Source organism: Sanguibacter hominis ATCC BAA-789, assembly GCF_012396185.1.
GTDB lineage: Bacteria > Actinomycetota > Actinomycetes > Actinomycetales > Cellulomonadaceae > Flavimobilis > Flavimobilis hominis.
Map to the genome: position 1 here is coordinate 884810 of NZ_JAAXOW010000001.1, position 11844 is coordinate 896653.

Here is an 11844-nt window from a genome sequence, read left to right on the forward strand (position 1 = left end):
GCAGCGAGCCGGTCAGGCTCGACGGCGCAGCGCGAGCGCGGCGCCCGTGACCGTCGCGAGGCACCACGCACCGAGCACGACGACCGACCTCGCAGGCATGTCGAACGTGTCGCTCACGAGCCCGGCGCGGACGAGCTGTGCCATGGGTTCGAACGGGAGCCACTCGTGCGCGTCCTGCGCCCACTGTGGCATCCGCTCGCGCGGGTAGCTGACGGGTGCGAAGAGCAGGACGACGAAGACGAGCACCTGGCTCATGAGCATCGCGATGGCAGGCGGCATGAGCACCGCGATCGAGTAGCCGATGGCGGCCGCCGTCATGGACACGGCCACGACGCCGGGCAGGAGCCAGGGCGCGAGCGACAGCTCGACGTCGAACCGGAGAGCTCCGGCGACGACGCCGAGGACCATGCCAGGGAGAGCGAGCGCAGACCACATCGCGAGGTCGGCGACGAGGAACACGCCTCGCGGCACGGGCAGGGTGCGCATCCAGTCGTACGAGCCCTCGGTCCGTGCCGTCGCGACCATCTGGGGTGTCATGACGAGCCCCACGGTGATGAGGGTGATGGTCGGGGCGCCCGTCGCGAGGTAGAGGGCGGTCTCGGACGGCGGGTCGCCCACGAGCATCCCGTACCCGACCACGGTCGTGACGGCGAGGAACACCTGCACGAGGACGAGGAGGGGCAGGTACATCGACTGGCGGCGCAGCTGCCAGACGAGCAGGAGCAGCGTCTGGCGGGTCATGCCGGCGAGGCGGGGGCGGTGGGCGGGGAGGGGCGGGTGCACGGCGGGGACGGTGGTCGTGCGCGTGGCGGCGCTGGTGCGGTTCATGCTGCTGCCTCCTCAGTGAGGGTGCCGCCGTCGCTGGCGCCGACGAGCTGGACGTAGACGTCCTCGAGGGACGCGGGCGTGAGCGCGTAGCGCTCGACGCGTCCGGCGTCGACCTGGGCCTGAGCCCAGCGCACGACGTCGGTCGCGTCCTGGGCGGGCACGGTCCCGCTCACGCGCCCGTGCCCGGAAGCGGTCGCCGTGACGGCCGGGTGCAGCGCGACGTCGTCTGCCGTGTCGAGCTCGATGGTCAGGGAGCCGCGGAGCGCGGCGGTGAGTCCCGCCGGCGTGTCTGCGGCGAGGACGACGCCGCGGTCGAGGATCGCGAGATGGTCGACGACGCGTTCGGCCTCGCGGACGTTGTGCGTGACGAGGAGGACGCCCGCTCCGCCGTCGGCGAGCCGCCTGATCGCCTGCCACAGGAGACGACGACGCACGGGGTCGACGTCGTTGGTCGGTTCGTCGAGGACGACGAGGCGTCCGGGCACGACGGTCGTCATGCCGAACGCGGTGAGGCGGGCGACTCCTCCGGAGACCTTCTCGGCGGGGGTGTCGGCCCACGGTTCGAGGGCGAGCTCCTCGATGAGGCGTGCCGTGCGGGCGCGGACCGCGTCCCGCTCTCCCCCGCGGATGCGGCCGACGAGCTCGATCGCACGCCGGGGGGTGAGTCCGGTGATGGGCACGTTCGCCTGGGCCTGGACCGAGGCCCAGGCGCGGGCGAGGTCGGGGCGCTCGACGGCGTCGATCGCGGTGGTGCGGTCGCCGAGGCGGATGCTGCCGCTGTCGGGGCGGACGAGGCCGACGACCTGGTTGACGAGCGTCGTCTTGCCCGCGCCGTTGTGGCCGAGCAGGCCGACGACCTGGCCGGCGGCGACGTCGAGGTCGATCCCGTCGTTGGCTTGTGCGCCCTTGCGACCGCGGTATCGCTTCCGCAGGTCGCGGACTGTGAGGACTGGGTCGTTCACGATCACTCCTTTCGGTTCCATACCGGTCGGTATGTGCGAGACGGTAGCAAACCTCTGTACCGATCGGTACCCCTGAGGTACGGTGACGTCATGAGCGGAACCGACAGCACCCCCGGACCCGATGACCGGAGCCCCCGCGACGAGAGCCTCGGCGCCGCGACCCGCGCGCTGCGCGACGCGACCGTCGCCCTCACGCGGCTCATCCGCGACGAGGTCGCCGCCGTCGGACCCGACGTCAACGAGGCGGTCAACTCCGCACTTCGCGAGGCAGCGCGCGGCCTCACCGACGTCTCCGAGAAGGTCGCGCGCAACGCCGCCACCTCCGACCGCCGCCGCAACCGTGCCGAGCAGACCCGCACCGACCTGCTCGACGCCGCCGAGCGCGTCATCGCACGCAAGGGCTATGAGGGCGCGTCCGTCGAAGACATCGCATCGGACGCCGGCTACACGAAGGGGGCGCTCTACTCGAACTTCGGGTCCAAGAGCGGCCTGTTCATCGCGCTCGCCCACCGCTGGTTCGACGCCCCCGACGCCGGGCCGGGCGCGCGAGGCGCGCGCATCGACGGACTCTTCACCGCCGTCCGCGACCATGACGCGGGCGACGCGGCCGCGCTGCGCCGCTGGCTCACCACCGCCCAAGAAGACCCCCAGCTCCTCCTGCCGATCGAGTTCGCCGCGTTCGCCCTGCGTCACCCCGGCTCACGCGACGAGCTCGGCGGCCTCCTCACTGCCGCGCTCGACCGCGTCGCCCAGCAGATCGCGGCACTGCGCACCGGCGCGGACCCCACGGCTACCCCCGAGCAGGCACCGACCGAGCACGACCACGACACCGCGCTCGCCGTCGTGAGCGTCTACCTCACCGCCAACCTCCTCGGCGCGGCGACCGGCTCACCGACCAGCTCGCCCGCCGCCGTCGCGCGGGTCGTCGAGCGCCTCCTCGTCGACCGCCGCTGAGACGCGCACCTCCCCCGGGAGCGATCCGGGCCTCTCGTGCGTTAGAGGTTGAGGCACCCGATGGAGCACGATAGAGCCGTGCCCGGCGACCACGCCGGGCACAGCCACGAGGAGAGAACGACACGATGGCCGGTCCCAAGTCCGCGAAGCCGCTGCACGCCCAGGACCTCTGGGCTGGCTACCCGGGAGTCGAGCCGCTGCGCGGCGTGACGCTCGACGTCGTCCCCGGCGAGGCTCCGATCGGCGTCGTCGGCGAGTCCGGCGTCGGCAAGTCGACTCTCCTGCGCGCGCTCGCCGGCAAGATCAAGCCCCTCTCCGGCTCAGTCACCTGGGGCAAGCGCCCCGTGCACCGCATCGGCCCGCGCGACAAGCGCGAGTTCCGCGCCGCCGTGAGCCACGTCGGGCAGCAGGAGCTCGTCAACAACGTGGACCAGCGCAAGACGGTCGACGCCGTCGTCAAGGCCGGCCTCGCCGAGGCCCGCAAGGCGGGCCGCACCGTGAGCCTCACGGTCGGCGACCTGCTCGAGTCGCTCGCGCTGCCCGCGTCGTTCGGCAGCCGGCAGATGTACACGATCTCCGGCGGCGAACGTCAGCGCGTCGCGCTCGCCCGCGCGATCGCGTCGCGCCCCGACATCCTGCTCCTCGACGAGCCGCTCACCGCGCTCGACCCGGCCACGCGCCTCGAGGTCGCGACGGCGATCAAGGACGTGCTCGCGACGCTCGGCACCGGCATGCTGCTCGTCACGCACGACCTCGAGCTCATGGCCCGCATGACGTCGACCGTGCACTTCCTGGCCGACGGCGTCTTCGTCGCGGACGGCCCGCTCGACCGCGTGCTCGCCGAGAGCGAGCACCCGTCTGTGCGCGGGCTCGCGGAGGCCGCGCCGCTCGCCGTCCAACGCATGCGCTGAGCTACCCCGGACGGCGCCGCGGCCAGCTACGCCGCTGAGGTCTCGTAGACGATCGTCACAGGGCCGTCGTTGACGAGCTCGACCGCCATGTCGGCGCCGAAACGCCCCGTCCCGACCCGCAGCCCCATCCCGCGCAGCGTCTCGACGACCGCGTCGACGAGCGGCTCCGCGACCGGGCCGGGCGCCGCCGCGTTCCACGTGGGGCGGCGTCCCTTGCGCACATCGCCGTAGAGCGTGAACTGGGAGACGACGAGCACGGGCGCACCGGCGTCCAGCGCTGAGCGCTCGTCGCGCAGGATGCGCAGGTTCGCGACCTTGCTCGCGACGGTCGCGACCTGGTCGGGTCCGTCGTCGTGCGTCACGCCGACGAGGACGACGAGGCACGGCTCGTCGAACGCCGCCAGAACCTCGCCCGCGACCGTCACCGAGGCGCGCGCGGCACGCTGCACGACGACGCGCACGTCACCACCCGCCGCGGTTGCCGGTGCCGCGCGAGCCGCCCTTGCCCTTGCCGTAGGACGCGATCGCGGGCTTCACGTCGACGAAGTAGACGATCGGCGGGACCGCGGAGATCACGACGAGGAACGAGAGCCCACCGATGCCGACGGGGTACGGCAGGCTGATGAAGCCGAAGAGCGCGGAGACGCCGAGGATCAGCAGCCACTTGGTCTTGGTCAGCTTGCCTTCCGCGGTGAAGCCGCGCGCGGAGCGCGGGGCGGCGTCGACGAGAGCCCACACCTGGCTCGCGAAGACGGCGACACACAGGATGAGCTCGATGGACAGCTGCGCAAGGGTGAACACCCGCCGATGCTAACCCGGCCACCTGGCCACCACGCGAGCGTCAGATCGCTGGGAGCGCCGCGCGCGCCTCTTCAGGGCTGGCGCCCGTCGCCTCGAGCAGGTCCACGATCGGGCTGCGCATGAGGACGACGAGGGACTGCACGTACCAGTCCGTCTCGCCGAGCTGCCCGGGGTCCGCGAGCGCCGCGGCGGCCTCGAGGGCGCGGCGCGGGCCGCCGAGGTCGGTCCCGTTGAGGAGCGCGCCCGCGAGCTCTTGGACGGCCTGAGCGGTCTCCCCGACGACCGGTGCGACGATCGACAGGTCCCGTCCGGCGTCGGGGCCGAGCCCTTCGACCCTGCGGGCGAGGACGCGCACCGAGCGCACGGCCCGGTCGATGAGCACGGCCTGCCGCTCGAGCAGGACGAAGTCCTCGCGGTAGCGGCGGGTGCTCGCGTCGATCCGCGTGTTCTCGTAGCCGGCTCGTGCGGAGGCGAGCCACTCCTCGAGGAGCGGCTGGGTCGTGCGGCCGCGGGCGAGGGCGTCGCGCAGGTCTTCGTGGTCGCCCGTGCGCAGGCCGCGCGCGAGGACGCGCATCGCCTCGGCGAGGACGCGCGTCGACTCTCCGGCGAGACGGCGGGCGTACCGTCGCGGGTCGCCCGGTGTCAGGATCGCGACGAGGAGCGCCATGGCGCCGCCGATGAGGGCGTCGGTCCACCGGCCGACGGGCCCGGCGCTGATCTGGGGCATGCCGATGATGACGATCGCCTGGACACCGGCTTGCGTCGTGAGCATCTGGCCGCGGTCGAGGAACCGGGCGAGCAGTGCGGCGGCGGCGAGCGTCAGGCCGATCTGCCAGGGTCCGGAGCCGATGAGGTGCGCGACGAGGTCACCGAAGCCCACACCCACCGCGACGCCGACCGCGAGCTCGGCGACGCGCCGCAGCTCGCGCTCGTGCTGGAACCCGAGGCACACCCACGCGGCGATCGGCGCGAAGACGGGCATCGCGTGGCCGAGCCCGTAGTGCGCGATCGCATACGCGAGCCCGGCGGCGACAGCCGCGACGAGGACTGGGACGGCAGCGTTGCGGACGCGGTCGCGCCCTTGACGCAGGCGGATGCTCACGAGCCGACGGCGCGCGACAGGATCCCCCAACGCGTCAGCCTCGCGGCGCGCGGGGCGCGAGGCCCCGGGCGACAGGGCCGCGCGGGGCGGGGCGGTCCGTCGAGACGCCCTCGGCGCTCACGACGACCTCCTGCCCGGCGGCGACGGCACCCCCGTCGCAGTCGACGAGGAGGTCGGCGTCCGGGTCGACCGACCGTTTGAGGACGACGAGCGCGACCGGGCCGAGCTCGTGGTGCCGAGCGACCGACGTCGCGCGTCCGACCTCGCGCTCGCCGTGCCGGACGGCGGCACCGGGCTCGGGGAGCAGGTGGCCGGAGCCGTCGAGGTGCCCGAGGGCGAGCCGCCGCGGCGGGCGCCCGAGGTTGTGGACGCGCGCGATCGTCTCCTGCCCGCGGTAGCAGCCCTTGTTGAGGTGGACGGCGGTGCGGAGCCAGTCGAGCTCGTGCGGGATGGTGCGGTCGTCGACCTCGCGGTCGAGGCGAGGGCGCAGGGCCTCGACGCGCAGCGCCTCGGTCGCCCAGGTCCCTGCGAGCCGCCAGCCGGTCGCCTCGCGGGCGCGGACGGCGTCGTCCAGCTCGGCGCGGGGGACGAGCACGAGCCGCCACGCACGGTCCTGGCCGGGGTGCTCGTCGTCGGCCGGGCCGTAGCGGGTCGAGCCGGGCGCGGTGCGCGGCCACGGGTCGACCCAGGTGACGGGCTCGTCGGCCGTGCCCTCGGCGCGGACGGCCTCACCGACCGCAGCCCACTGCTCGGTGACATCGGCGACCTCGACGCGCAGCATGAAACGCATGCGGTCGAGCCACGCGGCGAGCGGCGCGGCGTGGTCGCCCTCGGTGAGGAGCCAGGTCGTCGTGCCATCGTCGACCACGCCCACAGCGTGCTCGACGTGCCCGTGCGGGTCGAGGACGAGCGTCTCGGTCGAGGTGCGGGGCGCGAGCGTCGCAAGGTCCTGCGACGTGATCGAGTGCAGCCAGGTGAGCCGGTCCGGTCCCGTGATCGTGACGACGCCCGTGTGTGACATGTCGACGACGCCAGCACCGCGGGCGAGCGCGCGCTGCTCAGCGACGGGGTCGCCGTAGTGCCAGGCGACTCCAGCGTCCGGACCGGACGCGGCGACGGCGCCAGACCGCATCAGGAGCTGGCTCGAGCGCACCGCGCGCTCGTCCGACGCGGTCGCGTCCTCGGGCACCGCGGGGGCCATGTCAGGCCTCCTGGCGGAAGAGCTGCGCGGAGGCGTAGGACTGCAGCGGCTTGCCGAACGCGGCGAGGTCCCACGCCCACATGAGGCTGCCTTCGACGAGGCCGTACATCCGCTTGGACGCGGTGACGTCCGCGCCCGTCGAGGTGCGCGCGATGAGGTCGGAGACGAGGTCGATGCGGCCGTTGCCTGCGACTCCGAGGTAGACGCTCACGCGGCCGGCCGGGTCCGCGAGCAGCACCTCGAGGGATGCCTGGTCCTCGCGCGCACCCTCGTGCGGCTCGGGCGAGACGCGCCAGTAGCCGGTCTCGGTGGACCAGACGGTCTCCTCGCCGTCGGGGCCGTCAGCCCCGGGCTCGACCGCGGGCAGGCGCGTCGTCGCCTCGTAGCGGAGGTACGGTCCGCCGTCGTGGTCGAACACGACGTCCTGGACGAACGTCGTCTCGGGGATGTCCGGGTAGGAGATGACGCCCTCGCCACGCCAGTGGCCCACGAGCCAGGCGAGTGGGTACGCCTCAGGGGCGAGTCCGTCCGGGAAGGTGAAGGGCATGGGGAGCTCCGCTCGGGGGTGGTGCGTGGTGGTCGCGGGCGTGTCAGGCCCGCGTGAGAGCGCTGCGCGCGGCCGGGATCGTCTCTGATCCCGGCCGCGGCCGTGTCAGCGCTGGGCCTGGCCCTTGAACAGCTTGACGACGACGAGACCGGCGAACCAGGTGATCGTCAGCGTCGCTACCACGAGCAGGCCGATGAATACTGCCTCGAGTGCGTCGATTCCCATGGCCCGATCCTAGCGTCGGGAGCGCGGCCCCACGCGTGATGCGGGTCTCGCTGTGCGCCGCGGCTCAGTAGACGAGGGAGCGGGCGCCCGGCGCCATGACCTCTTCGACGAACGCGGGGGCGCCCGCGATGCGGATGCCGCGCAGGAGGTCGGCAGGCGTGAGGTCGCGGCGAGCCGCGCACTGCGTGCACAGGGTCACGGTGCCGGCCTCGAGGACGCTCGCGAGGAGCGCGTCGAGCGGGGCGGCGTGCTCGAGGTCGAACTCGGCGGCCTTCCCCGGGACGGCGAACCAGGCGGCCTCACCCGTGAGCCACAGGCTCACGCGGACTCCGGCGGCGACGGCGGCGGCAGCGACGGTGAACGCCTGGTTGCAGGCCTCGGCGCGCTCGGCTCCGGCAGTCACCTTGACGACGAGCGAGGGCGTGGCGGCGGGCTCTTCGGTAGGCATGCGGCCACCCTAGCCCCGCCCGGCGCGTCCCTCCCGGAGACGTCGGACCCGTCTCAGACGACGATCGACGCGACGACGTGGACGAGCATCCCGCCGACGAGCACCGGCACGAGCGCGGCAGCCAGGCCGCCGGTCCGCGTCTGCGACTGCGGCAGACGCTCGAACATCACGTGGAAAGAAGCGGCGAGGATGCCGGCCGTCGCGCCGAGCCAGAGCCCCTGCGCGACGTCGACCTGCGGGAGGACCGTGCCGAGGGCCCCGCCCACGCCGACCGCGACCCCCACGGTGAGTCCGACGTTCGCCCACCCGCGCCACGGCAGCGCGGCCGCGACCGCTGAGGCGGCCGCGAGGGTCGCGGCAGCGCACACGACGATGCCCTCGCCCGAGTAGACGGCGACCCAGCCGGACGCGCTCAGCACGACGAAGACGCCGCCGACGGTCCCGGACAGCGACTCGACGAGCCGCATGCGGCCGTCACGACGGAGCATCTCGCGGACGAACGACAAGATGAGGCCGCCGGCCGCGACGAACGGGAGGAAGGCGAGACCCTGGTCGCCGAGCACGGCGGCGACGGAGCCGAGGCCGACGATGGCGAGCACCGCGGTCGCACCGGCGGGCCAGGGCAGCTCGACGAGGGAGGGCCAGCCCGCGGCGAAGGCCAGGGCGAGGACGGCGGACGTGGCGACCAGCGGAACCTCGCCGAGGTACGCCGCCACGGCGACGAGCGCGGCCAGCGCGGCCGTCACGACGGCGCGGGTCGATCTGCTCACTGTGTACGCACGTCCAGGGCGTCGGAGGGCTGGGAGTCACTCGATTCTCCCAGATGTTGGCGCCGTCCACGACCATCGGCTCCGTCGGACGATAATGTCGGCACGTCACCGGCATCCCCGCTGCGTCGACCACCGTGATGCGTTCGAGAGAAGGAGGTGAGGCGTGTGGCCGAGCTCCTGCTCCTGACACCCGCAGCCGGCGCCTCCGCCCAGGTGCTGCCCGCACTAGGACTCCTGGCGCACCGCGTGCGCGTCCTGCCCATGGAGCCCTCCGCGTTGGTCGACGCCCCCGACTCCGACGTCCTGCTCCTCGACGCCCGGCACGACCTGGCGGGCGCCCGCACGACGTGCCGCGTGCTCCAGGCCGCTGGCCTGGACGTGCCCCTCGTGCTGATCCTCACCGAGGGCGGCCTGACCGTCGTCACCGGCGAGTGGGGCGCGAGCGACCTCCTCCTCGAGACGGCGTCGCCCGCCGAGGTCGAGGCGCGCCTGCGGCTCGCGATCGAGCGCGGCTCCGGCGCCCGCGGTGACGACGCGCCCGAGGAGATCTCCTCGGGCGACCTCGTGATCGACGCGAGCGGCTACACGGTCCGTGTGCGCGGCGTGCCGATCGACCTGACCTACAAGGAGTTCGAGCTGCTCAAGTGCCTGGGCCAGCACCCGGGCCGCGTGTTCACGCGGGCCCAGCTCCTCCAGGAGGTCTGGGGCTACGACTACTACGGAGGCACCCGGACGGTCGACGTGCACGTGCGTCGGCTGCGCGCGAAGCTCGGCCCTGAGCACGAGCAGCTCATCGGCACGGTGCGCAACGTCGGCTACCGGTTCGACCCGCCGTCGTCCCGACGTCCGGGCGGGGAGCCGCCGACCGCAGTCTCGGCGCCCGAGCCTGCGACCGCCGACCTCGAGACGGGTGACATGTGAGCGCCGACTTCAGCTCGGTCCTGATCGACGGACCGTGGAAGCACGAGCTGGTGCCGGCGAACGGGGCGCGGTTCCACGTCGCGATCGCCGGCCCGGTCGACGCACCCGGCCCGCTCGTCGTCCTGCTCCACTCGTTCCCGCAGTTCTGGTGGGCGTGGCGCTTCCAGATCGAGGCGCTCGCCGCGGCCGGGCACCGCGTCGCGGCGATGGACCTGCGTGGCGTCGGCGCGTCGGACAAGCCGCCGTCGGGCTACGACGTCGCGACGCGCTCGCGGGACGTCGCGGGAGTGGTCCGCAGCCTCGGCGCGGACTCGGCCGTGATCGTGGGTCACGGCCTGGGCGGTGTCGTCGCGTGGGCGATGGCGTCGCTCCAGCCGTCGGTGACGGACGGCGTCGTCGCGCTCAGCGCACCGCACCCCGCCCGCCTGCACCGCACGGCCCGCGCGGCGCTCACGCCGACCGCGCTCAAGCACCTCGCGTTCCTGCAGCTGCCCGTCCTGCCCGAGCGTGCGTTCGCGAACCGGTCGCTGACGACGCAGCTGCTCGTCGAGGGCTCGTACGAGCGCCGGAGCTCGAGCGAGCTCGCGACCTACGAGACGGCGATGGCCGTGCCCTTCGCCGCGCACAACTCGATCGAGGCGGTGCGCTGGCTCATGCGGTCGACGCCGCGACTCGACGGTCGCAGGTTCTTGTCGGTCGTGCGACGCCCGATCGCCGTGCCGGCGATGCAGGTGCACGGCGCGCACGACGCGTTCTTGCGCCCCGAAGGGGTCGAGCTCGACGCGGCCGCGCTCACCCGCGACCTGCGCTTCGAGATGCTCGACGACGCGGGGCACTTCCTGCACGAGGAGCGACCCGAGCAGGTCGACCGGCTGCTGCTCGACTTCCTCGCACGCTGGCGCTGACGGGCGTCAGTACGGCCTGACGAGCGCGGCCGCCGCGGCCGGGTCGTTCTCACCGATGCCCGCCGACGGGCAGAGCTGCGCGATCGCGCACGCCCCGCACGCTGGGCGGCGCGAGTGGCACACGCGACGCCCGTGGAAGATCAGCCGGTGCGACAGGAGCGTCCACTCGCTCTTCTCGATGAGCCCGCCGACGGCCGTCTCGACCTTGACCGGGTCCTCCTCGGCCGTCCAGCCGAGCCTCCGGACGAGCCGCCCGAAGTGCGTGTCGACCGTCAGGCCAGGTACGCCGAACGCGTCGCCCAGCACGACGTTGGCCGTCTTGCGCCCCACGCCCGGCAGCGCGACGAGCGCGTCGAGGTCGGCCGGCACCTCGCCGTCGTGCCGCTCGACGAGCGCGCGGCCGAGCCCCACGAGGGACTTCGCCTTCGCCCGGAAGAAGCCCGTCGACCGGATGATCTGCTCGATGTCCTCGACGTCGGCCGCCGCGTAGTGCGCCGCGGTCGGGTACGCCGCGAACAGTGCGGGCGTCACCTGGTTCACCCGCACGTCCGTCGTCTGGGCGGAGAGCACGGTCGCGACGAGCAGCTCGAGCGGCGTCGTGAAGTCCAGCTCGCAGTGCGCGTCCGGGTGCGCGACGGCGAGCGCACGGTTGGTCCGCCGGGCGCGTCTGAGCAGGGCGAGAGGCGTCTCCCCCGCGACCGTCGGACGCGCTGCGGGGGCATCGTTCCTGGGCACGCGCCCAGCCTAGGACGCGCTCGGGCTCAAGGTCGCAGGCCGGGACGCCGATCTACAGGGCAGCAGCACGCGCCGAGCGTCGCTGCAACACGGCTTCGGGGCGGAAGGAGCGGCATGACCATGCAGATCGGCACGACAGCCGCTCTCGACGACCTCCGCCTGCGGCGCCGGGCGCTGCGCTCAGAGGTGAACCGCGTCCTCCACTGGCGCCGCCTCATCAAGGCGCGCATCGACCTGTCTGTCGCGGGGGCGCTCCTGCCCGACCGCCTCGGCATCGATGCCTGGGACGTCCTGCGGCCTGCCGACTCCGTCCTTCCCGACCACGTGCGGATGGCGCAGCTCGTCCGCGGCTCCGGCTCGGCGTCGGCCGTGCTCGACCTGCCCGAGCTGCGCGACATCGACCGGCATCTCGCCGCGTACGGAGCGCACGCCAGGTCCGAGCTCGAGCGCGTCACGTCGCTGCTCGTCGAGCTCCTGTCGCAAGACCTCACCGAGGAGCACGCGGGCCTCTAATCCGGTGCTCACAGCGTGATC

15 protein-coding genes are annotated in these 11844 nt (G+C 73.5%); 5 read left to right on the forward strand and 10 right to left on the reverse strand.

Annotation, left to right across the window (positions count from 1 at the left end; genetic code table 11):
• Nucleotides 1-12: 12 nt before the first annotated feature.
• Nucleotides 13-828: an ABC transporter permease gene (locus HF995_RS04050; protein WP_168446487.1), complete on the reverse strand. Its 816-nt coding sequence runs from the start codon at nucleotides 826-828 to the stop codon at nucleotides 13-15.
• The gene (locus HF995_RS04055) at nucleotides 825-1790 is read right to left on the reverse strand and encodes an ABC transporter ATP-binding protein (protein ID WP_350308722.1); all 966 of its coding nucleotides are present in this window, start codon (nucleotides 1788-1790) and stop codon (nucleotides 825-827) included. The genes HF995_RS04050 and HF995_RS04055 overlap by 4 nt, the downstream gene beginning before the upstream one ends.
• Nucleotides 1791-1880: 90 nt before the next feature.
• Here HF995_RS04055 and HF995_RS04060 point away from each other — a divergent pair, with 90 nt between their 5' ends.
• On the forward strand, nucleotides 1881-2744 hold the full coding sequence (locus tag HF995_RS04060) for a TetR/AcrR family transcriptional regulator (RefSeq protein WP_168446489.1): 864 nt from the start codon (nucleotides 1881-1883) through the stop codon (nucleotides 2742-2744).
• A 125-nt stretch (nucleotides 2745-2869) separates the two neighbouring features.
• Nucleotides 2870-3655 (forward strand): ABC transporter ATP-binding protein, encoded by a 786-nt coding sequence (locus tag HF995_RS04065; RefSeq protein WP_168446490.1) that lies wholly within the window; start codon nucleotides 2870-2872, stop codon nucleotides 3653-3655.
• A gap of 26 nt (nucleotides 3656-3681) precedes the next feature.
• On the opposite strand, the gene dtd is transcribed toward HF995_RS04065, so the two are convergent.
• The 7 genes from dtd to HF995_RS04100 all read right to left on the reverse strand — a co-directional run bounded on the left by dtd (nucleotide 3682) and on the right by HF995_RS04100 (nucleotide 8749).
• Nucleotides 3682-4116, reverse strand: a complete 435-nt coding sequence (gene dtd / locus HF995_RS04070; RefSeq protein WP_168446491.1) for a D-aminoacyl-tRNA deacylase — start codon at nucleotides 4114-4116, stop codon at nucleotides 3682-3684.
• A gap of 1 nt (nucleotide 4117) precedes the next feature.
• Entirely contained in the window at nucleotides 4118-4456 is a 339-nt protein-coding gene (locus HF995_RS04075) for a DUF2516 family protein (protein ID WP_168446492.1), read from the reverse strand.
• A 40-nt stretch (nucleotides 4457-4496) separates the two neighbouring features.
• Nucleotides 4497-5558, reverse strand: coding sequence for an FUSC family protein (locus HF995_RS04080; RefSeq protein WP_350308723.1), 1062 nt, complete (start codon nucleotides 5556-5558; stop codon nucleotides 4497-4499).
• Nucleotides 5559-5592: 34 nt separating this feature from the next.
• On the reverse strand, nucleotides 5593-6759 hold the full coding sequence (gene ygfZ, locus HF995_RS04085) for a CAF17-like 4Fe-4S cluster assembly/insertion protein YgfZ (RefSeq protein WP_168446494.1): 1167 nt from the start codon (nucleotides 6757-6759) through the stop codon (nucleotides 5593-5595).
• A gap of 1 nt (nucleotide 6760) precedes the next feature.
• Nucleotides 6761-7306: a heme-binding beta-barrel domain-containing protein gene (locus HF995_RS04090; protein ID WP_168446495.1), complete on the reverse strand. Its 546-nt coding sequence runs from the start codon at nucleotides 7304-7306 to the stop codon at nucleotides 6761-6763.
• A gap of 289 nt (nucleotides 7307-7595) precedes the next feature.
• Nucleotides 7596-7979 (reverse strand): DsrE family protein, encoded by a 384-nt coding sequence (locus HF995_RS04095; protein WP_168446496.1) that lies wholly within the window; start codon nucleotides 7977-7979, stop codon nucleotides 7596-7598.
• Between the two features lie 53 nt (nucleotides 7980-8032).
• Complete coding sequence (locus tag HF995_RS04100; RefSeq protein ID WP_168446497.1) at nucleotides 8033-8749, reverse strand: hypothetical protein; 717 nt, start codon at nucleotides 8747-8749, stop codon at nucleotides 8033-8035.
• A 165-nt stretch (nucleotides 8750-8914) separates the two neighbouring features.
• On the opposite strand from HF995_RS04100, the gene HF995_RS04105 reads away from it, so the two are divergent.
• Together HF995_RS04105 and HF995_RS04110 are read left to right on the forward strand one after the other, a co-directional pair.
• Nucleotides 8915-9670, forward strand: coding sequence for a winged helix-turn-helix transcriptional regulator (locus HF995_RS04105; protein ID WP_168446498.1), 756 nt, complete (start codon nucleotides 8915-8917; stop codon nucleotides 9668-9670).
• Complete coding sequence (locus HF995_RS04110; protein WP_168446499.1) at nucleotides 9667-10575, forward strand: alpha/beta fold hydrolase; 909 nt, start codon at nucleotides 9667-9669, stop codon at nucleotides 10573-10575. The genes HF995_RS04105 and HF995_RS04110 overlap by 4 nt, the downstream gene beginning before the upstream one ends.
• A 6-nt stretch (nucleotides 10576-10581) precedes the next feature.
• On the opposite strand, the gene nth is transcribed toward HF995_RS04110, so the two are convergent.
• A complete protein-coding gene (gene nth / locus HF995_RS04115; protein WP_350308724.1) occupies nucleotides 10582-11310 on the reverse strand; it encodes an endonuclease III in 729 nt (242 codons plus the stop codon).
• Between the two features lie 114 nt (nucleotides 11311-11424).
• Between nth and HF995_RS04120 the strand changes: the two genes are divergently transcribed.
• The gene (locus tag HF995_RS04120; RefSeq protein WP_168446500.1) at nucleotides 11425-11823 is read left to right on the forward strand and encodes a hypothetical protein; all 399 of its coding nucleotides are present in this window, start codon (nucleotides 11425-11427) and stop codon (nucleotides 11821-11823) included.
• The last annotated feature ends 21 nt before the right edge of the window (nucleotides 11824-11844 follow it).

Bases quoted from the DNA above. Each gene is read 5' to 3' on its own strand.
- HF995_RS04050 (WP_168446487.1), bottom strand. From the start codon at position 828: ATGAACCGCACCAGCGCCGCCACGCGCACGACCACCGTCCCCGCCGTG.
- HF995_RS04060 (WP_168446489.1), top strand. From the start codon at position 1,881: ATGAGCGGAACCGACAGCACCCCCGGACCCGATGACCGGAGCCCCCGC.
- HF995_RS04065 (WP_168446490.1), top strand. From the start codon at position 2,870: ATGGCCGGTCCCAAGTCCGCGAAGCCGCTGCACGCCCAGGACCTCTGG.
- ygfZ (WP_168446494.1), bottom strand. From the start codon at position 6,759: ATGGCCCCCGCGGTGCCCGAGGACGCGACCGCGTCGGACGAGCGCGCG.
- HF995_RS04090 (WP_168446495.1), bottom strand. From the start codon at position 7,306: ATGCCCTTCACCTTCCCGGACGGACTCGCCCCTGAGGCGTACCCACTC.
- HF995_RS04095 (WP_168446496.1), bottom strand. From the start codon at position 7,979: ATGCCTACCGAAGAGCCCGCCGCCACGCCCTCGCTCGTCGTCAAGGTG.
- HF995_RS04120 (WP_168446500.1), top strand. From the start codon at position 11,425: ATGACCATGCAGATCGGCACGACAGCCGCTCTCGACGACCTCCGCCTG.